General features: G+C 68.4%; 26 protein-coding genes and 1 tRNA gene. 15 read left to right on the top strand and 12 right to left on the bottom strand.

Going from position 1 to position 26860, the window contains the following annotated elements; translation table 11 throughout:
- Positions 1–35 precede the first annotated feature (35 nt).
- From dapD to XM1_RS06915, 3 genes are read left to right on the top strand one after another with little or no spacing between them, the layout of a single operon-like run.
- A complete protein-coding gene (dapD, locus tag XM1_RS06925) occupies positions 36–872 on the top strand; it encodes a 2,3,4,5-tetrahydropyridine-2,6-dicarboxylate N-succinyltransferase (protein ID WP_068431794.1) in 837 nt (278 codons plus the stop codon).
- Positions 872–2011, top strand: a complete 1140-nt coding sequence (gene dapE, locus XM1_RS06920; RefSeq protein WP_068431791.1) for a succinyl-diaminopimelate desuccinylase — start codon at positions 872–874, stop codon at positions 2009–2011. Before dapD ends, dapE begins: the two co-directional genes overlap by 1 nt.
- Positions 2008–2562: a hypothetical protein gene (locus XM1_RS06915; RefSeq protein WP_068431787.1), complete on the top strand. Its 555-nt coding sequence runs from the start codon at positions 2008–2010 to the stop codon at positions 2560–2562. The genes dapE and XM1_RS06915 overlap by 4 nt, the downstream gene beginning before the upstream one ends.
- A 107-nt stretch (positions 2563–2669) precedes the next feature.
- On the opposite strand, the gene tpx is transcribed toward XM1_RS06915, so the two are convergent.
- On the bottom strand, positions 2670–3167 hold the full coding sequence (gene tpx, locus XM1_RS06910; protein WP_068431784.1) for a thiol peroxidase: 498 nt from the start codon (positions 3165–3167) through the stop codon (positions 2670–2672).
- Positions 3168–3260: 93 nt separating this feature from the next.
- A complete protein-coding gene (locus XM1_RS06905) occupies positions 3261–3623 on the bottom strand; it encodes a hypothetical protein (RefSeq protein WP_068431781.1) in 363 nt (120 codons plus the stop codon).
- Positions 3624–3832: 209 nt separating this feature from the next.
- On the opposite strand from XM1_RS06905, the gene XM1_RS06900 reads away from it, so the two are divergent.
- Genes XM1_RS06900 through XM1_RS06885 form a run of 4 tightly spaced genes read left to right on the top strand, consistent with a single transcriptional unit; the run spans position 3833 to position 10311 of the window.
- Positions 3833–7357 carry a response regulator gene (locus tag XM1_RS06900; protein ID WP_172821892.1) on the top strand — a complete coding sequence of 1175 codons (3525 nt, stop codon included), beginning with the start codon at positions 3833–3835 and terminating at the stop codon, positions 7355–7357.
- Complete coding sequence (locus XM1_RS06895; RefSeq protein ID WP_068431775.1) at positions 7341–8180, top strand: protein-glutamate O-methyltransferase CheR; 840 nt, start codon at positions 7341–7343, stop codon at positions 8178–8180. The genes XM1_RS06900 and XM1_RS06895 overlap by 17 nt, the downstream gene beginning before the upstream one ends.
- Positions 8177–8773, top strand: a complete 597-nt coding sequence (locus tag XM1_RS06890; protein WP_068431772.1) for a chemotaxis protein CheB — start codon at positions 8177–8179, stop codon at positions 8771–8773. The genes XM1_RS06895 and XM1_RS06890 overlap by 4 nt, the downstream gene beginning before the upstream one ends.
- Entirely contained in the window at positions 8770–10311 is a 1542-nt protein-coding gene (locus tag XM1_RS06885) for an ATP-binding protein (RefSeq protein WP_068431769.1), read from the top strand. The genes XM1_RS06890 and XM1_RS06885 overlap by 4 nt, the downstream gene beginning before the upstream one ends.
- Before the next feature lie 137 nt (positions 10312–10448).
- Here XM1_RS06885 and XM1_RS06880 read toward each other — a convergent pair whose 3' ends face one another.
- The 4 genes from XM1_RS06880 to XM1_RS06865 are packed head-to-tail and all read right to left on the bottom strand — an operon-like array spanning position 10449 to position 13762.
- Positions 10449–11465, bottom strand: a complete 1017-nt coding sequence (locus XM1_RS06880; RefSeq protein ID WP_068431766.1) for an NAD(P)/FAD-dependent oxidoreductase — start codon at positions 11463–11465, stop codon at positions 10449–10451.
- A gap of 9 nt (positions 11466–11474) precedes the next feature.
- Positions 11475–12341, bottom strand: coding sequence for a TIGR01459 family HAD-type hydrolase (locus XM1_RS06875; RefSeq protein ID WP_068431763.1), 867 nt, complete (start codon positions 12339–12341; stop codon positions 11475–11477).
- Positions 12338–13405, bottom strand: a complete 1068-nt coding sequence (locus tag XM1_RS06870; protein ID WP_068431759.1) for a quinone-dependent dihydroorotate dehydrogenase — start codon at positions 13403–13405, stop codon at positions 12338–12340. The genes XM1_RS06875 and XM1_RS06870 overlap by 4 nt, the downstream gene beginning before the upstream one ends.
- A gap of 3 nt (positions 13406–13408) precedes the next feature.
- A complete protein-coding gene (locus tag XM1_RS06865) occupies positions 13409–13762 on the bottom strand; it encodes a DUF952 domain-containing protein (protein WP_068431756.1) in 354 nt (117 codons plus the stop codon).
- 176 nt (positions 13763–13938) lie between these two features.
- Here XM1_RS06865 and XM1_RS06860 point away from each other — a divergent pair, with 176 nt between their 5' ends.
- Positions 13939–14598 (top strand): response regulator transcription factor, encoded by a 660-nt coding sequence (locus tag XM1_RS06860; RefSeq protein WP_068431753.1) that lies wholly within the window; start codon positions 13939–13941, stop codon positions 14596–14598.
- Positions 14585–17209: a cation-transporting P-type ATPase gene (locus XM1_RS06855; RefSeq protein WP_068431750.1), complete on the top strand. Its 2625-nt coding sequence runs from the start codon at positions 14585–14587 to the stop codon at positions 17207–17209. The genes XM1_RS06860 and XM1_RS06855 overlap by 14 nt, the downstream gene beginning before the upstream one ends.
- A gap of 28 nt (positions 17210–17237) precedes the next feature.
- Here XM1_RS06855 and XM1_RS06850 read toward each other — a convergent pair whose 3' ends face one another.
- The gene (locus tag XM1_RS06850) at positions 17238–17663 is read right to left on the bottom strand and encodes a response regulator (protein WP_231920713.1); all 426 of its coding nucleotides are present in this window, start codon (positions 17661–17663) and stop codon (positions 17238–17240) included.
- A 197-nt stretch (positions 17664–17860) separates the two neighbouring features.
- Between XM1_RS06850 and nadA the strand changes: the two genes are divergently transcribed.
- The 5 genes from nadA to XM1_RS06825 are packed head-to-tail and all read left to right on the top strand — an operon-like array spanning position 17861 to position 22183.
- Entirely contained in the window at positions 17861–18883 is a 1023-nt protein-coding gene (nadA, locus tag XM1_RS06845) for a quinolinate synthase NadA (protein ID WP_197603108.1), read from the top strand.
- A complete protein-coding gene (gene nadC / locus XM1_RS06840) occupies positions 18873–19727 on the top strand; it encodes a carboxylating nicotinate-nucleotide diphosphorylase (RefSeq protein WP_068431745.1) in 855 nt (284 codons plus the stop codon). The genes nadA and nadC overlap by 11 nt, the downstream gene beginning before the upstream one ends.
- Before the next feature lies 1 nt (position 19728).
- Positions 19729–21348: an L-aspartate oxidase gene (nadB, locus tag XM1_RS06835; protein WP_068431742.1), complete on the top strand. Its 1620-nt coding sequence runs from the start codon at positions 19729–19731 to the stop codon at positions 21346–21348.
- 16 nt (positions 21349–21364) lie between these two features.
- On the top strand, positions 21365–21751 hold the full coding sequence (locus tag XM1_RS06830) for a Crp/Fnr family transcriptional regulator (protein WP_068431739.1): 387 nt from the start codon (positions 21365–21367) through the stop codon (positions 21749–21751).
- A 6-nt stretch (positions 21752–21757) separates the two neighbouring features.
- Positions 21758–22183 (top strand): hypothetical protein, encoded by a 426-nt coding sequence (locus XM1_RS06825; RefSeq protein ID WP_068431736.1) that lies wholly within the window; start codon positions 21758–21760, stop codon positions 22181–22183.
- 12 nt (positions 22184–22195) lie between these two features.
- Here XM1_RS06825 and XM1_RS06820 read toward each other — a convergent pair whose 3' ends face one another.
- Together XM1_RS06820 and XM1_RS06815 are read right to left on the bottom strand one after the other, a co-directional pair.
- Complete coding sequence (locus XM1_RS06820) at positions 22196–23485, bottom strand: DUF2336 domain-containing protein (RefSeq protein ID WP_068431733.1); 1290 nt, start codon at positions 23483–23485, stop codon at positions 22196–22198.
- Entirely contained in the window at positions 23482–25188 is a 1707-nt protein-coding gene (locus tag XM1_RS06815) for a diguanylate cyclase (RefSeq protein WP_068431729.1), read from the bottom strand. Before XM1_RS06815 ends, XM1_RS06820 begins: the two co-directional genes overlap by 4 nt.
- Before the next feature lie 116 nt (positions 25189–25304).
- Between XM1_RS06815 and XM1_RS06810 the strand changes: the two genes are divergently transcribed.
- A complete protein-coding gene (locus tag XM1_RS06810) occupies positions 25305–25997 on the top strand; it encodes a pyrimidine 5'-nucleotidase (protein WP_068431726.1) in 693 nt (230 codons plus the stop codon).
- Between the two features lie 145 nt (positions 25998–26142).
- Here the strand turns inward: XM1_RS06810 and XM1_RS06805 are convergent, their stop codons facing one another.
- The 3 genes from XM1_RS06805 to XM1_RS06795 all read right to left on the bottom strand — a co-directional run bounded on the left by XM1_RS06805 (position 26143) and on the right by XM1_RS06795 (position 26754).
- A complete protein-coding gene (locus XM1_RS06805) occupies positions 26143–26364 on the bottom strand; it encodes a hypothetical protein (RefSeq protein WP_068431723.1) in 222 nt (73 codons plus the stop codon).
- A gap of 18 nt (positions 26365–26382) precedes the next feature.
- Positions 26383–26613 (bottom strand): SlyX family protein, encoded by a 231-nt coding sequence (locus XM1_RS06800; RefSeq protein ID WP_068431720.1) that lies wholly within the window; start codon positions 26611–26613, stop codon positions 26383–26385.
- 56 nt (positions 26614–26669) lie between these two features.
- Positions 26670–26754: transfer RNA gene (locus XM1_RS06795), tRNA-Leu, on the bottom strand.
- Positions 26755–26860: the final 106 nt, after the last annotated feature.

The raw sequence follows: 26860 nt of genomic DNA, 5'->3' as shown, positions 1-26860 counted from the left end.
GCCCCGTTTTCAGACCGTTCGAGCAGGAACCCGCCATGAGCTTCGCCGCCCTTGAAAAGACCATCGACGCCGCCTGGGAAGCCCGCGACGGCATCAACCTCCAGACCAAGGGCGAGGTGCGCGACGCCGTCGAGGCGACCCTGGCCGCCCTGGATTCCGGCACGCTGCGCGTCGCCCAGAAGACCGACGGCAAGTGGCTGGTCAACCAGTGGGCCAAGAAGGCGGTGCTGCTGTCCTTCCGCCTGTCGGACAACAAGGTGATGGGCGACGGCCCCGCCACCTGGTTCGACAAGGTCCCCACCAAGTTCGAGGGCTGGGACGATTCCCGCTTCCGCGCTGCCGGTTTCCGCGCCGTGCCGGGCGCCGTGGTGCGCCGCTCGGCCTTCATCGCGCCGGGCGTGGTGCTGATGCCCAGCTTCGTCAACCTGGGCGCCTACGTCGATTCCGGCACCATGGTCGACACCTGGGCGACGGTGGGCTCGTGCGCCCAGATCGGCAAGAACGTGCACATCTCGGGCGGCGCCGGCATCGGCGGCGTGCTCGAGCCGCTGCAGGCCGGGCCGGTGATCATCGAGGACAACTGCTTCATCGGCGCCCGCGCCGAGGTGGCCGAGGGCGTCATCGTCGAGACCGGCGCGGTGCTGTCCATGGGCGTCTATATCGGCGCGTCTACCAAGATCGTCGACCGCGAGACCGGCGAAGTGTTCATGGGCCGCGTGCCGGCCTATTCCGTGGTGGTGTCGGGCACCATGCCGGGCAAGCCCCTGCCCGACGGCACGCCGGGCCCCAACCTCTATTGCGCGGTGATCGTCAAGCGCGTGGACGAGCGCACCCGCTCCAAGGTCGGCATCAACGAGCTGCTGCGCGACTGATGACCCTTTCCGACCCCGTCCCGCTGGCCCAGGCCCTGATCCGCTGTCCCAGCGTCACGCCCGACGACGCGGGCGCGCTGGACGTGCTGGCCGGGGCGCTGGAAGACCTGGGCTTTGCCTGCCACCACGTCCGCTCGGCGACCGGCGGGCCGGAGATCAGGAACCTCTATGCCCGCTTAGGGACCGAGGCTCCCAACATCTGCTTCGCCGGCCACACCGACGTGGTGCCGCCCGGCAAGGGCTGGACGGCCGAGCCGTTCGGCGGCGCCCTTGACCAGGGCCGCCTGTTCGGGCGCGGCGCCGCCGACATGAAGGGCGCCATCGCCTGCTTCGTCGCCGCCGTGGCGCGCCTCAAGGCGGACGGGGGCCTCCGGGGCTCGGTCTCGCTCTTGATCACCGGCGACGAGGAAGGCCCGGCGGTGGACGGCACCGTCAAGGTGCTGGACTGGCTGGCGGCCAGGGGCGAGCGCATGGATTGCTGCATCGTCGGCGAGCCCACCAATCCGAAGACGCTGGGCGACATGATGAAGATCGGCCGCAGGGGCAGCCTCAACTGCCGCCTGACGGTGTTCGGCAGCCAGGGCCATTCCGCCTATCCCCATCTGGCCGACAATCCCATCCCCCGCCTGCTGGAGATCCTGCGCCGGCTGACGGAGAAGCCGCTGGACGAGGGCACGCCCCATTTCCAGGCCTCGACCCTGGCGCTGACCACGGTGGACGTGGGCAACCCCGCCACCAACGTCATTCCCGCCGAGGCCCGCGCCGGCTTCAACATCCGCTTCAACGACCTGCATTCCGGTGCGTCGCTGGAAAAATGGATCAGGGACACCGTCGCCCAGGTCGAGGGCGAGTGCGAGGTCAAGGTGGAGGTGTCGGGGGAATCCTTCCTGACGCCCCCCGGCCAATTGTCCGAAGCCATCGCCCAGGCGGCCTTCGAGGTGACGGGATTGCGGCCCGAGGCCTCCACCTCGGGCGGCACCTCGGACGCCCGCTTCATCAAGAACCACTGCCCGGTGGTGGAGTTCGGGCTGGTCGGCCAGACCATGCACAAGTCGGACGAGCACGTGGCCGTCGCCGACATGGAGGCCCTGACCGAGATCTACCGCCGCGTCCTCGTGCGTCTGGCGGAAGCGCCATGATCACCGCCGGCGACATCTTCGCCGGCGTTTTCGGCGCCTGGCGGCTGGCCCGGCGCGACCCCACCGGGCTGATCTGGTTCGACGCCAGCCCGCGCGGCTTCGTCAACTCCTTCTGGGGGCCGGCGCTGATCCTGCCCGGCTTTCTGGCGCTGAGGGCGCTGGACGGCAGTTTCGAGGACGATCTGGCCCGGCCGCTGGCCGTCGAGCTGATCGCCTACGTCATCGGCTGCGTCGCCTTTCCGCTCGCCATGAGCCACATCTCGGAAGGCCTGGAACGCTCCCACCTCTATTTCCGCTACATCGTCGCCTACAACTGGTCGCAGGTCATCCAGATGGCGGTGCTGCTGCCGGTGGGATTGCTGATTCATCTGGCGCCCGGCCACGGCATGGCGCTGCTCAACCTGGCCATGACCGTGGTGGTGCTGGTCTACCAGGCCTACGTCGCCCACCAGGCGCTGGACGTCAAGCCCAGCGCCGCCGGCCTGCTGGTCCTTCTCGACCTGTCGATTGGCGCCCTGGTCCAGATGGTCGCCGCCCGCCTGCTGGCATGAAAAACGGGCCGCTTCCCGTTGGCAAGCGGCCCGTTGGCTTCATCTTGCGGGCGAGACGCCCGCGCTCCGACCAATCGGAGCGCGGCCGTCCCGGCCGCATTCGCCCCCTACTTCGCGGCGGCGAGGGCGGCGTCGTAATTGGGCTCGTCGGCGATCTCGGAGACCAGCTGGGTATAGGCCACCTTGCCGCCCTTGATCACCACCACGGCGCGGGCCAGCAGGCCGGCCAGCGGGCCGTCGACGATCTTGACGCCATAGCGCTCGCCGAAGCCCTTGTCGCGCATGTCGGACAGGGACTGCACCCGCTCGAGCCCTTCCGCGCCGCAGAAGCGCTTGTGGGCGAAGGGCAGGTCGGCGGAGACGCACAGCACGGCGACGCTGCCCAGCTTGTCCAACTCGGCATTGAAGCGGCGCACCGAGGCGGCGCAGGTGGGCGTGTCGATGCTGGGGAAAATGTTGAGGACGACGGTCTTGCCGGCCACCGCATCCAGGCTCACATCGGCGAGATCAACGCCGGTCAGGGAGAAAGCGGGAGCGGCAGCCCCCACCGACGGCAGAGTGCCGTTGGTGTTGATGGGATTGCCCTTGAGGGTGATGGCAGCCATGGCGGAACCTCTGGTTTTGTTTTTGGAAAGGCTCGACTCTGCCCCAGGCGGGCCCGCCAGGCAACCGATCGTCGGAATAAGAGGCGAGAATTTTCAGCGACGCTTGATGGCGCCCCACACCAGCCAGGCGGTGATGGCCGGCCCGCAGATCAGCAGAACCCGGTCCAGCGCCACGGCGAAGCCCCAGCGTTCGCCGGTAAGAAGCAGGGCCTGCTTGCACTTGTAGCGCTGCTGGAAGCTGCCTTCGCAGGCCTTCATGCGTTCCTGCATGGCCTTGCCGGTGTGGTTGTCGAAAATCTCGTCGGGCATGTCCTGGACGAAGAAGGTCCAGGTGGAAAAGCCCAGCCACAGGCAACAGGCCAGCGTCACCAGGATGTCGCCCAGACGCCGTCGGCGTTTTGGATCGGCCAAACCCTCGGCAATGAAATCAGGCAGCAGGAGCGACATCGGCGGCATGGGTCTGGAATCCTTCGAGCCCTGTCACGCTAACAGGTCGCGGTTAAGGGACGATTAAATCCGGCGCCCACGCCCGGGTTATCACGTATCCCCCCTTCCGCAAGTCCCTTCACTTTGCAGCGGCTCGACGATATTGTGTCGCCAAGACAGAAAACGTCACATTTCTGGGAGGCGCAACACGGCTTCCGGTTGAGATGGGGAAGCCGCCGGTGCGTTTAACTCGGACTCGAATCGTCACCCGCCTGACGGCCGGCTTTGCCGCCGTGCTGATGCTGACCGTGATCATGGCCGGAATGGCGGTCCGCACCATGCTGATCATGGCCGACATGGCGGCGGACCTCTATGCCCATCCCTTCGCCGTCACCAACGCCCTGATGCAGGTCGAATCGCAGGTCAACGCCATGCGCGCCGACATGCTGAAGATGATCTACGAGCATTCACCCACTGACGTCTCCCAATTGGCGGGGCAGGTCGCCATCAAGGAGAACGAGATGGCCGCCAGCCTGGCGGTGATCCGCGCCCAGTACCTGGGGCCCTCCGATGATGTGAAGCGCCTGTCGGACAAGCTGGCCGAGTGGAAGACGGTGCGCGACCAGAACATCCGCCTGTGCCAGGCCGGCGAGTTCGAGAAGGCCGCAGAGAACTCCCGCCGGTTCGGGGTACCGCAGATCGCCGGCCTGCGCCGCGAACTGGCCGGCATCTACGCCTTCGCCCAGGACAAGGCCGCCGAATTCAACCGCCGCATCGTCGAGCGCCGCGACGCCGCGCTCCGCGACATCGCCCTGACCCTGGCGGGCCTGCTGCTGCTCGGCGCCGTGCTGGCGCGGCTCATCACCCGCTCCATCGCGGTGCCGCTGGGCCAGTTGCGCGACGTCATGCACCAGCTGGCCGACGGCGACCTCTCCGTCGCCATCCCCAACCACTCGCGCGTCGCCGAGGTGGCCCGCATGGCCGCCGCCGTCGAGGTGTTCAAGCGGGCGGCGCAGCGTCTGGAAAGCGACGGCTGGATCAAGGACGGCGTGGCGCGCCTGTCCCCGGCGCTCCAGCAGGTGGATACGCTCGCCGAATTCGCCTCCACGGCCCTCGACTTCCTGGTGCCGCTGTCGGGCGCGGGCGTCGCGGTCTTCCACGGCCGCCCCTCGGCCAGCGGACGCTTCGTGCGCATGGGCGGCTGGGGCCTGTCGCCGTCCCACCACCAATTGCCGGACTCCTTCGCCCTGGGCGAGGGCGTCGCCGGTGAGGCGGCGCGCGGCGGCCAGCCCATCCTGATCCAGTCGCCGCCCGAATCCTGGCTGAACGTGGCCTCGGCCACCGGGGCCGCGGCGCCGGCCGAGATTCTGGTCGTCCCCGTCATGTCGCGCGGCGCGGCCCTGGCCGTGCTGGAATTCGCCAGCTTCACGCCGTTCAGCGAGGCCCAGCGGGCGGTGATCGAGGCCGCCCTGCCGGTCCTGGCCCTCAACCTGGAAATCCTGGCCCGCAACATCCGCACCCAGGACCTGCTGGAGGAGACCCAGACCCAGGCGGAAGAGCTGCGGACCTCGGAAGAGGAACTGCGCACCCAGAGCGAGGCGCTGCAGGTGGCCAACGAGGAGCTGCGCGTCTCGGAAGAAGAGCTGAAGGTCCAGCAGGAGGCCTTGCAGGCCGCCAACGAGGAACTGCGCCTGAAGACCGAGGCCCTGGAGGAACGCAGCCAGGCGCTGGAGGACTCCCGCGCCGAGGCCGACCGCCGCGCCGCCGAGGTGGAACAGGCCAGCCGCTACAAGTCCGAATTCCTGGCCAATATGAGCCATGAGCTCAGGACGCCGCTCAACAGCGTGCTGATCCTGGCCCGCGACCTGGCCGAAAACGAGGCCGGCAACCTGTCCCCCGACCAGACGGAATCGGCCCGCGTCATCCATGACAGCGGCACCCATCTGCTGGCCTTGATCAACGACGTCCTCGACCTGTCCAAGGTGGAGGCGGGCAAGATGACCCTGGCTCCGGTGGCGGTTCCCCTGGCCGATCTGGCCCAGGCAATCCGGGGGCGCTTCGCCCCGGTCGCCGCCGACAAGGGGTTGGACTTCCAGGTGGAGGTGGCGCCCGACCTGCCTGAATCGCTCTTTGCCGATCGCGGCAAGATCGAGCAGATCGTCAACAATCTGGTCAGCAACGCCATCAAGTTCACCGCCCAGGGCGGCGTCACGATCCGCCTCGCCACGGTGGCGGATGGCGGCGCCCTCACCCTGTCCGTGGCCGACACCGGCATCGGCATCGCCGAGCAGGACCGCCAGCGGATCTTCGCCGCCTTCGAACAGGCCGACAGCAGCACGTCGCGCCAGTTCGGCGGCACCGGCCTGGGCCTGACCATCTCGCGCCGGCTGGCCCGCCTGATGGGCGGTGACATCACCCTGGAGGACAACGGCGAACGCGGCAGCATATTCACTTTGACTCTGCCGCTGAACGGCGGGACGATTCCACCCCACCCTTGCGCGCCGCAATCGCCGCCCGCGATCGTCGAGGCTCCCGTATCGGAACTCGCCCCCGCCGACGCCCCCACGGCGGATGGAAAGCTGCTGCTGGTCATCGAGGACGATCCCGTTTTCCGGCGCGTCGTCTGCGAACTGGCCCAGGCGAAGGGCTTCGCCACCATCACCGCCGCCGACGGCAAGACCGGCCTGGATATGGCGCGCCTGCGCCGCCCCGGCGGCATCGTGCTCGACATCGGCCTGCCGGGCATGAGCGGCTGGGAGGTGATCGAAGGCCTCAGCCGCTCGCCCGAGACCCGGGGCATCCCGGTCCACGTGATCTCGGCCGGGGACGAACCGTCCAAGGCGGCCCGGCTGGGAATCGTCGGCCACCTGACCAAGCCGGTCAGCCGCGAGCAGATCAACGACGTCTTCGAGGTCCTGCTGCGGGCCGGATCGGCCACCGGACGCCGCCGCCTGCTGCTGGTGGACGGCAACGAGGTCAACCGCACCACCATCCGCCAGACCCTGGCCGGCCTGGACCTGGACATCACCATCGCCGAAACCGGCGCCCAGGCCCTGGAGCGGATCGCCAAGGAGACCTTCGACTGCATGGTGATCGATCTGGCGCTGCCCGACATGCAGGGCGCCGAAATCCTGGAACGGGCCGAGCGCGCCGGGCCGGGCCTGCCGCCGGTCATCGTCTATTCCAGCGCGGAACTCAGCCAGGAACAGACCCTCAGCATCCGCGAATTCACCGACAGCATCGTCATCAAGGGCGCGCGCTCGTCCGAGCGCCTGCTGGATGAGGTCGGGCTGTTCCTGCACGCCATCGAGGCCAGGGCCAACGGCAAGCCCAAGGCCAGGCCCCCCGCCGAGGCCGTCGACACGGCGCTGGCCGGGCGCACGGTGCTTCTGGTCGACGACGACATGCGCAACGCCTTCGCCCTGTCCAAGGTACTGCGCGCCAGGGGCCTCAAGGTCCTGATCGCCCAGGATGGCGCCAAGGCGCTCAGCCATCTGCAGGCCCGCGAACACATCGATCTGGTGCTGATGGACATCATGATGCCCGGCATGGACGGCTATCGCGCCATGGGCGAAATCCGCAAGGACCCGCGCTTCGCCAGGCTGCCCATCATCGCGCTCACCGCCAAGGCCATGCCGGGGGACCACGACCGCTGTCTGGCCGCCGGCGCTGACGACTATCTGACCAAGCCGGTGGACATCGAAATGCTGCGCCTGGCCATGGCGAAGGCGATCGAGCGGAGCGGCCATGCCGACCCGCACTGACCGCCTGCGCGCCCTCGAGGTGGACCTGTTCGTCGAGGCCCTGGCCCGGCGGCACGGCTATGATTTCAGCCATTACGCCAAGGCGTCGCTGCGCCGCCGGGTCTCGGCCCTGGCCATGAACCAGGGGTGTACGACCATCGCCGAGCTGCTGCCCAGGGTGATCCACGACGACAGCCTGCTGCCCACCATCCTGGCCACCCTGTCGGTGCCGGTGACCGAGATGTTCCGCGATCCGCCGGTCTTTCGGGCCGTCGCCGAGCGGCTTTTCCCGGTGCTGGCCACCTATCCCCGCCTCAACATCTGGCAGGCGGGCTCGGCCACCGGCGAGGAGGCCTATTCCCTGGCCATCCTGCTCGAGGAGGCCGGGCTGCTGCACAAGGCCCAGATCTACGCCACCGACATCAACGACGCCGCCATCGCCAAGGCCGAGGAGGGGATCTTCCCGGCCGAGCATGTGGCGCGCCATGACGCCGCCTACCGCAAGGCCGGCGGCGCCAGAAGCCTGTCCCACTATTTCAGCCTGGGCTACGGCTTCGCCAAGATCAGCGGCGCGCTCAAGGACCACATCTCGTTTGCCCATCACAATCTGGTCTCGGACGGCGTATTCTGCGAAGTGAACATGGTGATGTGCCGCAACGTGCTGATCTACTTCGACAAGAAGCTGCAGGACCACGTGCTGGGCCTGTTCGCCGCCAGCCTTTCGCGCGGCGGCTTCCTGTGCCTGGGCACGCGGGAGAACCTGGGAGGATCGGCGCAGGCGCACCACTTCTTCGCCATCGACAACGACCTGCGCCTGTTCAAGAAAAGCGGAGAGCTGGGGTGAGGCGGATCGAGGCCGTGGCCATCGGATGTTCGGCGGGCGGGATCAAGGCCCTGCACGACATCCTGCCGCACTTGCCCGCCGACTTGGGGGTGCCGGTGATCGTCGTCTGCCATTCCGGCCCTTCGGCCCGCGACCTGCTCAGTTCCGTGCTGGCCCGCGACTGCGCCCTGCCGGTGTCCGAGGCCGAGGAGCGCGCCCCCGCCTTGCCCGGCCGCGTCTATGTGGCGCCGCCCGACTATCACCTGCTGGTCGAGCCCGACGCCACCTTCGCCCTGTCGGTGGAAGCCCGCATCAATAACGTGCGCCCCGCCATCGACCCTTTGCTGGAATCGGCGGCGGAAGCCTGGGGCGAGGGATTGCTGGCGGTGCTGCTGACCGGCTCCAACGAGGACGGCGCCGCCGGCATGGCCGCCGTGCGCGAGGCGGGCGGCACCTGCATCGTCCAGGATCCCGACGACGCCGCCGCCGACACCATGCCGCGCGCCGCCATCACCCATGGCGGGGCGGACTGGATCGCGCCGGCGGACCGCATCGCCTTTCTCGTCGCCTCGCTGTGCCAGGCGTCCCTTCCCTCCCAGGACCACGCCCCATGAGCGCAATCCGGCCGAAGATCCTCATCGTCGACGACACGCCGGCCAATCTCCTGGCTCTCGGCAAGATCCTGAACAAGCTCGACGTCGAGGTGATCGAGGCCGCCAGCGGCAACGACGCCCTGATCCACTGCCTGGAACACGATTTCGCCCTGGCCCTGCTCGACGTCAACATGCCGGGCATGGACGGCTACGAGCTGGCCGGGCTGATGCACGACGAGCCGCGCACCGCCCAGGTTCCCATCATCTTCCTCACCGCCGCCTATTCCGACGAAATACACCGCCGCAAGGGCTATGACGTGGGCGCGGTGGAGTACATCCAAAAGCCCGTGGACGACTTCATCCTGCGGTCCAAGGCCCGCGTCTTCCTCGACCTCTATCTCAGCCGCCGGGCGCTGGAAGCCGAGCTGGCGCGCAGCACCGCCATGACCCAGGTTCTGAGAGAGAGCGAGGCCCGCCTGCGCCACGCGGTGTCCGAAGCCCCCATCCCCATCATGATCCACGCCGAGGACGGCGCCGTGGTGCTGCTCAGCCGGGTATGGACCGAGCTGACCGGCTATACCGCCTCGGACATCCCCACCGTCAAGGATTGGACTGCGCGGGCCTATGGCGCCAAGGGCGAGGAGATCGCCCGGCGCATCAAGGGCCTGTACGCCCTGGAAGGCCCTCGCGCCGAGGGCGAGCACGAGGTGATCACCGCCGACGGCTCGGTTCGGGTGTGGGATTTCCGCTCGGCGCCCATCGAGAAGCTGCCCGACGGCCGCCGGCTGGTGATCAGCATGGCGGTGGACGTCACCGACCGCCACCGCGTCCAGGAGGAACTGGCGGGCAAGACCTCCGAGCTGGAACGCTCCAACGCCGATCTGGAGCAATTCGCCTATGTGGCCAGCCACGACCTGCGCGAGCCGCTGCGCATGGTCAATTCCTTCCTCGGCCTGCTGGACAAGAAGTTCGGCCCCGCCCTGAACGACGAGGCCCGCGAGTATATCGGCTTCGCCCGCGACGGTGCCAAGCGCATGGATTCGTTGATTCTCGATCTGCTGGACTACTCGCGCATCGGCCGCAACGCCCTGCCGGAACAGGCCGTCGACCTGGGGCTGGCCCTGGCCACCGCCCGGTCCAACCTGACGGTCGCCATCGAGGAAAGCGGCGCCACCCTCGAACTGCCCCAATCCCTGCCGGCGCTGTGCGTCGACATGGGCGAGTTCGTGCGGCTGTTCCAGAACCTGATCGGCAACGCCATCAAGTACCGCTCGCCCGACCGGGCGCCGGTGATCTCGGTCACCGCCACGGCCCTGCCCAACGCCTGGGAGTTCCGCGTCGCCGACAACGGCATCGGCATCGAAGCCCAGTACTACGACCGCGTCTTCCAGATCTTCCAGCGCCTGCATTCCCGCGCCGAGACGGCGGGAACCGGCATTGGCCTCGCCGTCTGCAAGCGGGTGGTCAACCGCTATCGCGGCCGCATCTGGGTGGAATCCGTGCCGGGCGAGGGCAGCACCTTCTGCTTCACCCTGCCCGTTCCCAAACCGGGGATGTGACTCTGGAATCTGTCTGAGTTTGGTGGAAGCGGCTTTCCATTTCGTCACCCTCGGGCTTGACCCGAGGGTCCATGGATGGCCGGGTCAAGCCCGGCCATGACGAGGAGAGCAGGGGTTCCCACCCAACCGGCCCCCCCCTACCCCTTGGGCACGCCCGAGGTGGTCGAGTGCTCGAAATGCAGCGCCTCGCCGGGATGGACCACGTCGTGGGCCGAATGGGCGACACGGGCGGCCTCGGCGAAACCCGCCAGGATCAGCTTCAGCTTGCCGGGATAGGTGCAGATGTCGCCGGCGGCATAGATGCCCGGCGCATCCGTCGCCCCGGTGGCGGGGTCGACGGCGATCAGGTTGCGGTCCATGCCGAGATTCCACTGGGCGATGGGGCCGAGTTCGCTGGACAGGCCGTAGAAGGGCAGCAGCACGTCGGCGTCGAGCCGCTTGGCCTCGCCTTCCAGGGTGGCGACCACCACCGCCGACAGCCGGCCGTTTTCGCCCTCCAGGGCCTGCAGCTGATAGGGCACCACCAGCTCGACCGCGCCGGATTCGGCCAATTGCTTGAGGCGCGCCTCGGATTCGGGGGCGGCGCGGAACTTGGGCCGGCGATGCACCACCATCACCTTGGCGGCCACCTCGGCCAACGAAATGGCCCAGTCCACCGCCGAATCGCCGCCGCCGGCGATCACCACATTCTTGCCGCGGAAATCCTCGCGCCGGCGCACCAGATAGAACACGCTGGTGCCTTCGTATTGCGCCAGCCCGTCCAGCGGCGGGCGGTTGGGGCCGAAGGCGCCGCCGCCAGCGCAGACGATCACGGCCCGCGCCGCGATGGTCTCGCCGTTGGACAGGCCGCACAGCCAGCGCCCGTCCTCCAGGCGCGACAGCGTGCTCACCTGGGTGTCGAGGTGGTAGGTGGGGGCGAAGGGCGCCGCCTGCTCGGTCAGGCGCTCCACCAGATCGGCGGCCAGGATCGAGGGATAGCCGGGAATGTCGTAGATGGGCTTTTCCGGATACAGCGCCGAAAGCTGGCCGCCCACCGCCTCCAGCGCGTCGACCACGTGGCAGCGCACCTTGACCATGCCGCACTGGAACACCGCGAACAGGCCCACCGGGCCGGCGCCGACGATCACCGCATCGGTTTCGTGCATGACGGACATGGGGTCTCCTTACCAGACAAACTTGGAAATGGCGGCGACGGGCGTCTCGCCGTGATGGCGGGCCAGCTCGGCCAGCCGGACCGGGTCGGCGGTCTCGCCCCACTTGATGCCCAGCTCGTCGGCGTGAATGCCGCCGGTAACCAGCACCGCGTCGAAGCCGCCGGCCCGCGCACCCCTTATATCCGTGTGCAGCGCGTCGCCCACCGCGCAGACGCGCGAGCGGTCCTCGATGCCGAGCGCCGCCAGCGCCACGGCGTAGATGGCCGGATCGGGCTTGCCCCGGCTCACCACCTGCCCGCCCATGTCGGCGTAGCGGTCGGCCAGGGCTCCGGCGCAGGTGATGCGCTTGCCCTGGCGGATGACCACGTGGTCGGGATTGGCCGAGACCATGGGCAACCTTCGGGCCAGGGCGCGCTCCAGGACGGACTGGTAGTCCCCCACCGTCTCGCCGATCTCGACCGGTCCGGTGTTGAGCACGAAATCGGCCCGATCAAGATCGACCGACCGGTAAGTCAGAGTGTCGAAGACGTTGCGGTCGCGCTCCGGCCCCAGGTGGTAGAGGGCGTCGCCCAAGGCGGCGAAGACCGGATCGCTGCGGCGCTGCAATTCCAGATACACCGCCTCGCCCGAGGACAGCACCTCGTCATAGAGGTCCCGCGCGATGCCCATCCGGGTCAGCTGCTCGATCAGGGCGGCCGCCCTTCGCGGCGCGTTCGACAGCATGATGGTGCGCTTGCCCGCCGCCTTGAGCGCCGCCAGGGTCTCGGCCACGCCGGGATAGGCGACGACGCCGTCGTGGATCACCCCCCACAGGTCGAGCACGAAACCGTCATAGCGGTCGGCGACCGCCGACAGGCCGGAGATCTGGACGATCACAATCCATGGCCCCGATGGTCGGCGCCCACCGCCTCGGCGATGGTCTTGAAGCCGTCGCGGGCCAGCAGGTCGACCATCTCGCGCTTGATGCGGGTGACCAAAGCGGGGCCTTCGTAGACCATGGCGGAATAGAGCTGGACCAGGGAGGCGCCGGCCCGGATCTTGGCGTAGGCCTCCGAGCCCGAGGCGATGCCGCCGACGCCGACGATGGGCAGCTTGCCCCGGGTCAACTCGTAGACCCGGCGCAGCATGGCGGTGGAGGATTCGAACAGGGGCGCCCCCGACAGGCCGCCGGTCTGGCGCGCATTGGCCGAGCGCAAGGATTCGGGCCGGGCGATTGTGGTGTTGGAGACGATCAGCCCGTCCAGCGCGCCGTCCAGCGCCACGGCGGCGATGTCGGAGAGATCCTCCCAGGCCAGGTCGGGGGCGATCTTCAACAGCAGCGGCGGCGCGCCCGACGGCATGGCCGAGGTCAGCGCGGCGCGGGTGCGGCCCACCAGGGCGGCAAGCTGGTCCTTGCCCTGCAGCGCCCGCAGGCCAGGCGTGTTGGGCGACGAGACGTTGATCACCAGATAGTCGGACAACGGCGCCAGGCGGGCCGCGCCCTTTTCATAATCGGACGCCGCGTCCTCGGTGTCCTTGTTCTTGCCGAGATTGGCGCCGACGATGCCGGTCCTGGGCCGCGCCGCCAGCTTGGCCGCGACGAAATCCAGGCCCTGATTGTTGAAGCCCATGCGGTTGATCACCGCCCGGTCCTCGGGCAGCCGGAACATGCGCGGCTTGGGATTGCCGGGTTGGGGCCGGGGAGTCACCGAGCCGATCTCCACGAAGCCGAAGCCCTGGTCCAGCATGGCGTCGGGAACCTCGGCGTTCTTGTCGAAGCCGGCGGCCAGCCCGACCGGATTGGGAAAGTCGCGGCCCCACAGCCGGACCTTCAGCGCATCGGGGTTGTAGATCGGCTGCTTCGGCACCAGACCGGCCTTCAGCAGGCCAATGGTCATACCATGGGCGGTCTCGGCGTCGAGCAGGCGGACCAGCGGTCCGGCGAGGCGGAAATAGTCCAAGGCTCAGTCCTCGATGGCTGGAAAGACGTGGACGCCGTCGGCGCCCAGCGTCAGGTCGGACACCCATTTCACCGCCGACAGCGGTAGGGGGCCGTAAAGATGGGGAAATAGCTGGCCGCCCCGCGACACTTCCCACCTGAGCGCGTCGCTCAAAAGTTGCGGATCGACAGCGACAATCACCAGATCGTCCTGGCCGGCACGATGCTTGGCGACGCTGGCCCGAACCTGATCCGGGCCGGAAAAATGGATGAAACCGTCGGCCGCGTCCTGGGACGAGCCACCATATACCCCTGTCGTCTGGGCATATTGCCACTCGGTCCGACGGCATACATGATAGATGGTGTGGGGCGTGCTCATGGCGGCGGAACATACTGGAAGATGCGGCCGAAGGCTAGGGTGGCGCTTTTTGACGTGAACGCAGCGCCGGACGGCATTGCACATTTTTTCGTGGCGGCGACGCCACTTGTTTGCGACCATGTCGCAGATGGGCAGCGGCAATGAATTTTGGCCGGGAGATCCATGGTGGGGACGAGATGAAGATTCTTATCGCCGATGACCATGAACTGTTTCGTGACGGGCTTCGCCACGTCCTCGATCAGTTCGAAGGGCCGCCCACGATCATCGAGGCCAGCGACTTCCCTCAGGCCATCACCGCCGTCCAGGCGGAAAAGGATATCGACATCGTCCTGCTGGACCTGACCATGCCCGGCATGGCCTGGGCCGAGGGACTGGCCAAGCTGAAGGAATTGCTGCCGTCGGAAGTGCCGGTCATCGTGCTGTCGGCCTCGGACGACCGCCGCCACGTGCTGCAGGCGGTCAACATGGGCGCCGCCGGCTTCATCCCCAAGACCTCGTCGTCCCGCGTCATGCTCTCGGCGCTGAAGCTGGTGCTGTCGGGCGGCGTCTACCTGCCGCCGGCCCTCTTGGACCAAAGTGGCCCCGGCGGCGACGACGGCGCGCCGGTGGCGGGCGAAACCGCCATCGCGGCGCTGACGCCCCGCCAGCGCGAGGTTCTGGCCCTGCTGGGCCAGGGCAAGTCCAACAAGGAAATCGCCCGCGTGCTGGAACTGGCCGAGGGAACGGTCAAGCTGCACGTCACCGCCATCCTGAAGGCCCTCAACGTCAACAACCGCACCCGCGCGGTGGTTGCCGCCTCGCATCTGGGGTTGACGCCCCCCGATGCCGCCCCCTGAACCGGGAACTTTCTGGCACCGACTTGACGCCGCCGAAACCCGCGCCCGCCTGGGCTGCGGGACCGAGGGCCTGAGCGAGGACGAGGCCGCGGCGCGTCGTCAAAGCGTTGGCTTCAACCGCCTGCCGGAAAAGCCGCCCCGCCCCGCCTGGGCGGTCTTCCTCGACCAGTTCCGCAACCTGCTGACCCTGATGCTGCTGGCCGCCGGCTTGGCTGCAGGGCTGGTGGGCGACACCACCGACATGGTGGTGGTGCTGGCCGTCACCCTGTTCAACGCCACGCTGGGCTATGCCCAGGAGCGCCGCGCCGGACGCATGCTGGGTGCGCTGAAGGCCATGCTGGCCCAGAAGGCCCGCGTGCGCCGCGCCGGAACGGAAAGCGTGATCGCCGCCGAAGGACTGGTGCCCGGCGACCTGGTGCTGCTCAAGGCCGGCGACCGGGTGCCCGCCGATGGGCGGCTGGTGGACGGCCAGGACGTGGAGGCGGACGAGGCGTCGCTGACCGGGGAATCCGAGCCGGTGGCCAAGACAACCCAGGCGCTCGACCGTGACGCCGTGCCGCTGGCCGAGCGGGTCAACATGCTGTTCATGAACACGGTGGTGACCCGGGGCCGGGCAGAAATGGTGGTGACCGCCACCGGACCGGCCACCGAGATGGGCAAAGTGGCCGCCCTGCTCGACGCCGCCGGCGAGGGCCAGACGCCGCTGCAGGAGCGCCTCGACCAGCTGGGCCGCCGCCTCTCCCTGATCGCGGCCGTGGTGGTGGCCTTCGTCCTGGTCCAGGGCTTGGCAACGGGCGAGCCCCTGGCCCAGGTGCTGCTGACCGCCGTCGCCCTGGCGGTGGCCGCCATTCCCGAAGGCCTGCCGGCGGTCGTCACCGTCACCCTGGCGCTCGGCATGGTGCGCATGGCCGGCCGGGGCGCGGTGATCCGCCGTCTGGCGGCGGTGGAGACCCTGGGGTCCACCAGCGTCATCTGCTCGGACAAGACCGGCACCCTGACCCTGGGGCGGATGACCGCCCTGGAGGGCTGGGCCTTGGAGCGCGCCCACGCCTTCGCCGGCGATGACCGACCGGTCGGCCTTGAATCAGCCCTGGCCCCGGCCGGGCTGTGCACCGAGGCCCGCCTCAACCCCGCCACGGGCGAGGCGGTGGGCGACCCGACGGAGGTGGCGCTGCTGCGCCTGGCCGAGCGGGCCGGAGCGCTGCCGGAGCCGGGACGCTGGCGGCGACTGGCGGAACGGCCCTTCAGTTCGGACGCCAAGCTGATGGCCACGCTGGACGGCGACGGCGCGGCCTGCCTGCTGTCGGTCAAGGGCGCGCCCGACCGGGTGCTGGACCTCTGCGACTCCCTGCTGACCGAGACCGGCCCCCGGCCGCTGGACGAGGAAGCGCGCCAGGCCATCGCGGCCAGGATGGAGGAAATGGGCGGCCGCGCGCTGCGCGTCATCGCGCTGGCCGCCCGCCCGGCATCGCCGGACGAAGACCTCGCCACCGGGCTGAAAGGCCTGACGCTGCACGCCCTGATCGGGCTGGCCGACCCGCCGCGTCCCGGTGCCGCCCAGTCCATCGCCACCTGCCGCGCCGCCGGCATCACGGTAAAGATGATCACCGGCGACCACCGGGTGACGGCGGGTGCCGTGGCCCGCGAACTGGGGCTGGACGGCGAGGTGGTGTCGGGCGCCGACCTGGATTGCATGAGCGATGCCGAGTTGGCCGAACGGGTCGCCGCCATCACCGTGTTCGCCCGGGTGACGCCCGAGCACAAGGTGCGCATCGTCCAGGCCCTGAAGGCACGCGGCCACGTCACCGCCATGACCGGCGACGGAGTCAACGACGCCGCCGCCCTGCGCAACGCCGACATCGGGGTGGCCATGGGACGCACCGGTTCGGACGTCACCCGCGAGGCCGCCGCCATGGTGCTGACCGGCGACGATTTCTCCACCGTGGTCGGCGCGGTGCGCGAGGGACGGATCATCACCGACAACATCGTCAAGTTCGTCCGTTTCCAGCTGTCCACCAATATCGGCGCGCTGCTGGCCGTGCTGCTGGCCCCCTTGTGCGGCCTGCCGGTACCGTTCAGCCCCATCCAGATCCTGTGGGTCAACATCATCATGGACGGGCCGCCGGCCATGGCGCTGGCCTTCGACCCGGCGCGGCGCGGCCTGATGGAGCAGCCGCCCCGGGGCCGCGACGCCCCCATCCTGCCGCTTTCGCGCCTGGCGCGGCTGTTCGGCTTCGGCCTGCTGATGGCGCTTTGCACCCTGGGCGTGCTGTGGTGGGAAGGCGGCGCCGGCCAGGACATGGTCCGCGCCCGCACCATGGCGTTCACCACCTTCGTGCTGTTCCAGGTGTTCAACGTCTTCAACGCCAGGGTCGGGGCGGAAAGCGCCTTGGGGGCCGCCGCCCTGGCCAACGGCAAGCTGTGGACGGCGCTGGCCGGCATTCTTGCCCTGCAGGCGGTGGCGGTGCATTGGGGACCGGCCCAGGCGCTGTTCCACACCACCGACCTTGGCCCGGCCGAATGGGCGATCGCCGTGGCGCTGGGCGCTTCGGTGCTGGTGCTGGAGGAAATGCGGAAACTGGCTCTCCGGTTGCCGCGACTGTCATCCTGAGGCGTAGCCGAAGAATGACAAGGAGTGCTCAGCTCAGCGAGCGGGACAGGATGTCCTGAAGCTGGCGGCCGTTGACCGGCTTGTGCAGGATCGGGGTGCCCTGGGCCTCCGCCTCCTTGAGGCCTTCGCCGGTGACCGTGGTGTCGCCGGTGACCACGGCGCCGGGAATGCCCGCGCCGAAATTCTGGCGCAGCATGGTGATGGCGTCGGTGCCGGTCTGCCCGTCGCGCAGACGGAAATCGGACAGGATGAAGCCCGGGGCCTCGCCGCCTTCTTCCTCGATCAGGGCGACGGCCTCGTCCGCCGACTGGGCGGCAATGACGCGGTAGCCCCAGCTTTCGAACAGCATCTGGTAACCGGCGAGAACGATGGCCTCGTCCTCGATGACGACTACCAGGGGCGGCAGGCCGGCGATGTCGCGGGCCTGCGGTGTCCGTCCTTCCGCTGTCATCATGGCAAATTCCAATCCGTCATCCCGCTTACATGATGCTCGCGAAGCCGTTCCAAGTGAATTGCACGGTGGTCATAACCCACTATACACAACGCTGGTGGGGCCAGAACCGCCTGTCAGGGTAGGTGAAGGGTTGCTTTGCCGGGTCGATTCGTCCTTTACTTCCCCAACCAACCCGCCCCCGGGAGAAAGCCTGTCCGATGACCGATACCATTGTGTTGCCCGCCGCCGGCGCCATGACCGAAGCCGACATCGACCCGACCCTCGATCTTGTCGCCGAGATCGACCGCCTGCGCAAGGAACGGAATGCTGTGATTCTTGCCCATTATTATCAGGAGGGCGAGATTCAGGACCTGGCGGACTTCGTCGGCGATTCGCTCGACCTGTCGCGCAAGGCGGCGGCCACCGACGCCGACGTCATCGTGTTCTGCGGCGTGCGCTTCATGGGCGAGGTGGCCAAGATCCTGTCGCCGTCCAAGCTGGTGGTGATCCCCGACGCCGAGGCCGGCTGCTCGCTGGAGGAATCCTGCCGCGCCGAACCCTTCCGCGCCTTCCGCGCCAAGCACCCCGACCACATCGCGGTCACCTACATCAACTGCTCCGCCGAGGTGAAGGCGGCGTCGGACGTGATCGTCACCTCGTCCAACGCCGAGGCCATCATCCGCCAGCTTCCCGCCGACCGGCCGATCCTGTTCGCCCCCGACCGTCACCTGGGCGCCTACATGCAGAAGAAGACCGGGCGCGAGATGACGCTGTGGCCGGGCAGCTGCATCATCCACGAGCAGTTCTCCGAGAAGGAGCTGGTCAAGCTGAAGGTCCGCCACCCCAAGGCGCTGGTGGCGGCGCACCCGGAATGCCCGGAAACCATCCTGAAGCATGCCGACCACGTGGGCTCGACCCGCAACATCCTCGACTTCGTGCTGAACAGCCCGGAGAAGGAATTCATCATCGCCACCGAGCAGCACATCATCCACCAGATGAGCAAGGCCGCTCCCGACAAGACCTTCATCCCGGCGCCCGGCGCCGATGGCGGCTGTTCGTGCTCCAACTGCCCGTTCATGGCCAGGAACACGCTGGAGAAGATCTATCTCTGCCTGAAGAACGACGCCCCCGCCATCACCGTGCCGGAGGAGTTGCGCGTCGCGGCCCTGAAGCCCCTGGAGCGCATGCTGGAGATGAGCAAGTCGGTTCCCATGTCGGGCGAGAAGACCAATGCGGCCTGAGGTTGACTGGGATGATGCGCGCCGCGTGATCCTGGCGGCGCTGGCCGAGGATACGGGCGCGGACAAGGGGGGCGAGGGCGAGGACATCACCTCGGCCTCGGTGATTCCCGCAAGTCTCCGCTTCAAGGGCGTCATGGCGGCGCGCCACACCATGGTGGTCGCCGGCATGCCGGTGGCCCAGGAGGTGTTCCGCCTGGTGGTGCCCGAGGCACGCTTCACCGCCATGGTCAAGGACGGCGACAAGGTCGAGGCCGGCGCCAAACTGGCCGAGATGGAAGGCCCGGCCCGCGGCCTGCTCACCGCCGAACGCACCGCGCTCAACCTGCTGCAATTGCTGTCGGGCATCGCCACACTGACCCGTCAGTATGCCGAGCGGATCGAGGGCACCGGCTGCACCCTGCTCGACACCCGAAAGACCATTCCCGGCCTGCGGCGGCTGTCCAAATACGCCACGCGCTGCGGCGGGGCGAAGAACCACCGCATGGGCCTTTACGACGGCGTGCTGATCAAGGACAACCACATCGCCGTGTGCGGTTCCATCGGCGAGGCGGTGCGCCGCGCCAAGGCCGACGGGCGGCCCAATATCGAGGCCGAGTGCGACACGTGCGACCAGGTGGCCGAGGCGGTGGCCGCCGGGGCCGACATCGTGCTGTTGGACAACATGGGACCCGACGTGCTGCGCCAGGCCGTCGCCATCGTGGCCGGACGGGCCAAGACCGAGGCGTCGGGGGGCGTGACGCTGGACACCATCCGCGCCATCGCCGAGACCGGCGTGGATTTCGTCTCGGTGGGACGCATCACCCAATCGGCGCCTGCCGTCGATATCGGGCTGGACTGGAGCTGACATGACGCGCACCGCCGATCCTTATGATTTGCTGGTCATCGGCTCGGGGGCTGCGGGGCTCTCGGTGGCGCTGGGCGTGCTGGCCCACAAGCCTGGGGCCAGGGTGGCGGTGCTGGCCAAGAACGACCTGTCGGAAGGCAGCACCAAATACGCCCAGGGCGGCATCGCCGCCGTGCTGGACGCCGCCGATTCCACCGAATCCCACATCGCCGACACGCTGAACGCCGGGGCGGGCATCTGCGTCGAGCCGGCGGTCCGCGCCGTGGTCGAGGGCGCGCCCGAGGCCATCCGCTGGCTGATCGATTGCGGCGTGCTGTTCGATCATGAAGGCGACGACCTGCACCTGACCCGCGAAGGCGGGCATTCCCACCGGCGCATCGTCCATTCCGCCGACGCCACCGGCAAGGCGGTGGAGATGGCGCTGGAGGCCCGCATCCGCGCCAGCGGGGCCGACCTGTTCGAGCACCACAACGCCGTCGACCTGATCCGCGAGAAGCTGCCCCAGGGCCGCCAGGGCCGCTGCATCGGCGCCTATGCCCTGGACCGCCGCGACGGCCGCGTCCACCGCTTCGCCGCCCGCAACGTGGTGCTGGCCACTGGCGGGGCGTCACGCGTCTACCTCTATTCCTCCAATCCCGACGGCTCCACCGGCGACGGCATCGCCATGGCCTGGCGCGCCGGCTGCCGCGTCGCCAACATGGAATTCAGCCAGTTCCACCCCACCTGCCTCTACCACCCCAAGGCCAAGTCCTTCCTGGTGACCGAGGCGGTGCGGGGCGAGGGCGGCCTGTTGCTGCGCCCCGACGGCACCCGCTTCATGGACGAGTACGACGCCCGCGGCGAACTGGCGCCCCGCGACATCGTGGCGCGCGCCATCGACGACGTGATGAAGCGCCTGGGCTGCGAGTGCGTCTATCTCGACATCAGCCACAAGCCGGCCGATTTCGTGAAGGCCCACTTCCCCACCGTCCATGCCGAGGCGCTGAAGTTCGGGATCGACATGACCAGGGAACCGCTGCCGGTGGTGCCCGCCGCCCATTATACCTGCGGCGGCGTGCTGACCGATCTTGCGGGCCGCACCGACGTGGACAACCTTTACGCCGTGGGCGAGGTGGCCTTCACCGGCCTGCACGGCGCCAACCGCATGGCGTCCAACTCGCTGCTGGAATGCCTGGTGCTGGGCGCCGCCGCCGCCAAGGACATCGCCGCCCGGATCGGCACAATCTCCGACATCCCCGACATCGCGCCGTGGGACGAGACCTGGGTCACCGATTCCGACGAAGAGGTGGTGGTCGCCCACAACTGGGACGAACTGCGCCGCTTCATGTGGGACTACGTGGGCATCGTGCGCTCCACCAAGCGGCTGGAACGGGCGCGCCACCGGGTCAAGCTGCTTAAGGACGAGATCGACGAGTATTACGGCAGCTTCCGCGTCACCTCGGACCTGCTGGAACTGCGCAACCTGTCCATGGTCGCCGACCTGATCATCCGCTCGGCCCTGGCCCGGCGCGAAAGCCGGGGCTTGCACTTCACCATCGATTTCCCCACGCTCGACAGCATCGCGCCGCCGCAGAACACGATCCTGGTGCCCAAGAACTTCTCCATCCGCCGCGTCGATTGAAGCGAAAGGCCCGCCCATGAACAACTCCGCCCGCCGCGTCATCTTCCCCAAGGGCGCCACCGTGTTCGCCGAGGGCGAGCCGGGCACCACCGCCTATGTGGTGGAATCGGGCCGCGTCGCGGTGTTCAAGACGGTCAAGGGCAAGCGGGTCGAGATCGGCGACGTCACCCAGGGCGGTATCTTCGGCGAGATGGCGCTGATCGACGACCATCCGCGCATGGCCTCGGCGGTGGCCGAGGAGGAGACCGCCTGCGTCATCATCGGCAAGGAGCGCCTGTCCGAACAGCTGGATAAGGCCCCCAAGGGCGTCAAGGTGATCGTCAACGCCCTGTTGGGCAACATCCGGGCCATGGGCGCCGAACTGGCCGAGGCCACGGTGATCCTGGCCCATGACGCGGATTAGCCGGCCATGAAGCGCCGCGCCCTGCTCGCCGCCCTGCTGGTCCTGCCCGCATCCGCCCTTGCGTCCGAAAAGAAGGACGACAAGAAGAAGGAAGAGAAGAAGAAGGAGGGCAAGGGCGCGCCTTTGCCCATTCCCACCAAGGGCCAGCGTTACGCCCGCATCCCCACCATTGCGCTCGAGCTGTGGGACGGCTACGGCAATTTCCACCTGTCCACCGTGGACCTGCTGCTGCTGGTGCCGGAAGAGGCCAAGTTCTCCGAGAAGGTCATCTCGGACAAGATGCGCAAGGTGCTGAACGGCATTCCCTACGAGGAATACATGAGCGGCAACCCGGCCCCCATGATCAAGGCCTCCATGCTGGAACTGGTGCGCAAGGAACCCGGCTGCGAGCAGACCATCGACGTGCTGATCGCCAAGATGCTGTTCCGCTGACGCGGGACGCCCTTACTCGCCCGCCCCGAAGAATTCCAGCTGCCACTCCATCTCGGCCACCGACAGCGGGTGGTCGCCCTGCATGGGGGTGAGCACCTTGCCGACCGAAAGGCGCAACAGCTTGCTCTGCAGTTGGGTGCCGAAGCCGGCGGATAGTCCCGCCTTCCAGGTGACCGCCACCATGCCCTTGGCGCTCTTGGTGTAGACCACCTTGCGCACCGCCTTAGGCGGCAGTTCCGACAGCACCGCCAGGGCGGCGGTGACGAAGGCGTGATCGCCGGAGGACAAGGCGGTGTCCACCGCCGTCTCGTTCAACTGGCCGGCGGCGTGGAGCGCCCGGGCCCGCTGCAGGGCGGCCGCCTCGTCGGCGTCGCGCTTGGCCTCGCCCTTGGCGCCGGCATCGCCCTCGATCTCGTCGATGCGACGCGACACCACGGCGGCCACCGCGGCCACGGCGTCGGCGTCCAGATCCTTGCGCGCCGCCAGGGTCTGCAGCAGGTTGGCGGCGACGAAGCGGGCCAGCTTCTGGGCGGTGCGGGCCGACAGCTGCGGCCGCTCGACCATGGGCCGGTGCCAGGCCTCGATATCGGCGGCGCGGTCGGCCAGACGGTCCAGGGTCTCTTCGCGGATCTGGGCGGAAGGGTTGCCCAGCAGCACGGCGATGGCGTCCACGTCGTCGGTGGCGGCGATGGCGTCGGCCACCTTGACGTTGACCACCGAGCGCCGCGAGATGCAGGCCAGGGCGCCGGGAATGGGGCCGGCGCCGATGATCTCCAACAGGTCGTCGTCGGTCAGCACCGGCGAGAATTGCAGCACCGGCCCGGCCACCACCAGTTCGGCGTCACGGGCCAGACGGCGGATGACGTCGGGCGGCGCGCCGGCCACGTCCTGGAGTGCCTCGGCCAGAATCTGGCGCACCTTGGGGATCTGGTCGCGGGCCAGCATCTCCAGGGATTCGAAGGTCATGCGGCGCAGGCGGTCCTGCTCGTGCGCCGACAGGCCGGGGGCCACGCGGGCGATCTTGGCGGCCAGGTCGCCGCGCACCGCGTCGTCGGCATCGGTGGCGAGCAGCAGGTTGGCCTGGGCCGGGGCGTGGGGATTGGCCGCCACCTGGCGGCGCACCTCGGCGTCGGTATCCTCGGCCAGGAAGTAGAGGATCTCGGCCTTGACGTCGTCACGGCCGGCCACCTCGGCGCGGACCTTGGAATCGGGGTGGGCGGCAAGCTGCTTCGCCTGTTCGTAGTCCAGCGGCCCCTTGCGTCCGCCGCCGCCGAACAGCCGCTTGAGAAACCCTCCGCTCACGCGTCCCCCTTCCCGCCGCCGGAGGGCGGCACGACATGCGAAGCGCCGAAAGGCGGCGCGATGTGCCAGGCGCCCTTGCCGGTGCGCTTGACCTGATACATGGCCTTGTCGGCCCGCGCGATCAATTCCTCGATGGTTTCCTTTTCGCCGCCCGCATGCACCGCCACGCCCAGCGAGCAGCCCAGGGGCTTGTCCGGTCCGCCGGAGAAGCGGTCCAGATCCTTGGCGGCCTCCAGCAGGTCCTGGCAGCGCTTGACGGCGATGCGCTCCTCGGCGGCTTCCAGCCAGATGGCGAATTCGTCGCCGCCCAGACGCGCCACCAGATCGATGGGCCGGGTGTGCTGCAGCATCAGGTCGCGCACCGCCAGCAGCGCCTCGTCGCCGGTCTGGTGGCCGTGGACGTCGTTGACCGCCTTGAAATTGTCCAGGTCCACGTAGATCAGGGCGGCGGGGCGGCCCTCTCGCTTCAGGCGGTGGAAGCGCCGGGCGATCTCCTCGAAGAAGGCGCGGCGGTTGAACAGGCCGGTCAGCCCGTCGGTGCGCGACAGCTTGACCATGCGCTCGTGGTTGGTGATCTGCTCGGCGGCCAGTCCCACCTGGTTGGCCACGTCGTCGATCAGCAGGCGGTCGTCGTCGCTCCAGGCGGCGCGGCTCATCTGCCGCCACAGCAGCACCGCGCCGTTGATGGAATGGCGGTAGCGGCACACGCTGGCCAGAACCCGCCACTCGCCCAGATCGGAATCGTAGTGGTCGGTGGATTCGAAGGTGTCGAGCACCGCCTTCGCGTCGCCGAACTGGCCGTAATCGGCCGACAGCGCGAAATCGGAATCGTCGGACTGGATGCGGAAGATCTGGCAGCCGGTGGCGCCCAGCGCCCGGGCGGTGGCCTCGGCCGCCGCCTTCAGCATGTCGGCGGGATCCACCTCGTCCCTGATGGTGCGCACGATGTAACTGAGCAGCCGCTCGCGGTTGTTGGCGCGCGACAGCGCCGCGTCGCGCAGGCGTTCCTGGGTCACGTCGCGGCAGACGCCGCGCGCGCCGCGCCACTCGCCGCCATCGCCGCGGATGGGGGTGGACGACGCCAGCAGGCAGAGCGGCTGGCCGTCGCTTTGGCGCATCCACACCTCGATGTCCTCGACGGGCGACAGCGCCTCGAACGGTCCGGGGCCGTGGGTGTCCTCCTCCTGCAGCACGAACTCGGCGGGGCGCCGCCCCACCAGCTCGTCGGCGGCAAAGCCCAGCGCGCCCTTGGGGCTGACGAAGACGAAGCGGCCGTCCGCCCCGGTCTCCCAGGCGAAGTCGCTGGAAATCTCCACCAGATCCTTGTAGCGCTGGCGCGATTCCACCAGGGCGGCCCGCAGGTTGCGCTCCAGCGTCACGTCGCGTCCGAACAGGATGATCTGGCCGTCATCGGCCGGAATGGAGACCAGATCGAGGATCAGGGTGCCGCCAGTGGCCAGCGGCAGGCTCTCCACCGAGGTGGCGCCGGGCTGGGCCAGCAGGGCCGACAGACAGGCCAGCCGGTCCTGGGCCACCGCCTGGGCCAGGGCCTCGCCCCGTCCGTTGGCGGTGACGATGGCGCCGTCGCGGCCGAGCAGCACCGCCGGACCGGGCAGGGCATTCAGCCCATCCGCCCCCAGGGCCACGCCGGAACGCCCCCGTTGCGGTGATTTTCCTTTCGGCACGTCGCCCGCTGCACTCATCTGGTCGTGCCCCAACTCTTCTTGCCGCCCATCCTCCTTACCATAGGTATGGGCGCTTAACGATCCCCTAAAGGGGGTGGCTTGCCTTGGAGAGCGGAGCGCGCTACCTCTTGCCCATGGACAAGGATTTTCCCGATCTGTCGCGCATCGAAACCTGGGTCTTCGACCTGGACAACACGCTCTATCCGGCGTCGTCCAGCCTGTTCCCCCAGATCGACGTGCGCATGCGCCGCTTCATCGCCGAGCGCCTGCACCTGTCGCTGGACGACGCCTTCGCCCTGCAGAAGCGCTACTACCGCGAATTCGGCACCACGCTGCGCGGCCTGATGCTGATGCACAAGATCGAGCCCGACGCGTTCCTGGCCTTCGTCCACGACATCGACTGCACCGTGCTGGACGCCGCGCCCCGCCTCGACGCCGCCCTGGCCGGACTTCAAGGGCGCAAGCTGATCTTCACCAACGGCTCCGAGCGCCACGCCGAGAACGTGCTGGCCCGGCTGGGGCTGACCCGACATTTCGAAGGCATCTTCGACATTCGGGCGGCGCGCTTCATCCCCAAGCCCCAGCCCGAATGCTACCAGCTGATGATCGACCGCCACGCCGTCGACCCCAAGGCCGCTCTGATGGTCGAGGACATCCACCGCAACCTGCGTCCCGCCGCCGCCATCGGCATGACCACGCTGTGGGTCAGGGAGGACGGCCACCCCGACACCGAGGTGCTGGGCCAGGACACGGGCGACCTCGCCCACGTCCACCACATCACCGACGACCTGGCCGCCTGGCTGGAGCGGGCCTCCGCCAAGCCTTAGGTCGAATTACGATGAGCGTGACTCGTCGCTATTTGGATAGGCCCAAAGGGCCGCGCCGCTTATGCGGCGGGAGCCAAGCCGCCACAGGCGGCGCCTGGCGATTGAGGGCGATGCGCTGATCGGTTCCGATCAGTGCAACTTGGTATTAGGCAGCGGCGATGGACTTATCTTTCCGGCGCGTGATCTGAAGCTGCCCGTCGCCGCCCTTGACGTAGGCGGTCTTGCCCACCGCGAGATTGTCGAGGATGGTGACCAGGGCGCGGGGAATGGCCGCGAATTCCTTGGAACCGCGACTGCCCGAATTGTACGTGGCGATGGCCGCGCGGATCTGATCGCGCGTTACCGGCTTTCCGTCGTTTCCGATCATCGGCACCCCCAATAAAGGTTAATAGTGCGGCGGAGGCTTCTCGTCTTGCTGCGAAGGCGCATAACCGGCCTCCGCCGCGGCAAGGCGAGCGCGCAGACGGCGAATCTCGGCCGTGAGAGTGTCGATGGTCTGCCCCTGCTGCGCCACCACTTCGGACAAGTCCTCCGCCATGACCTCATGGTGGGAAAGCCGGCTTTCGAGGGCGACAAGACGCCGGCTCACTTCGTCGTCCCAGGCCTCGTCAGTCATTGCCGATCCCTCTTCCATCGCCGAGAAGCCCAATTCCCCGACCGAGTCCCATGCTTTGGTGGCCCCTGCCGGAATCGAACCGGCACGCCCGAAGGCGAGCGATTTTAAGTCGCTTGCGTCTACCAGTTCCGCCAAGGGGCCTTGGGGAAGTGGGGCTCTTATAACTCAGCCTCGCCCATGCCCCAAGCGCAGGTTGGTCGAAAATGGTCAGACCAAATCATCCATTGCTAATATTAAGACATTTGGA

The sequence above is a fragment of the Magnetospirillum sp. XM-1 genome (assembly GCF_001511835.1).
Classification (GTDB): domain Bacteria; phylum Pseudomonadota; class Alphaproteobacteria; order Rhodospirillales; family Magnetospirillaceae; genus Phaeospirillum.
The sequence above is the reverse complement of the archived record's forward strand: the minus strand, read 5'-3'. Positions and strand labels throughout refer to the sequence as shown.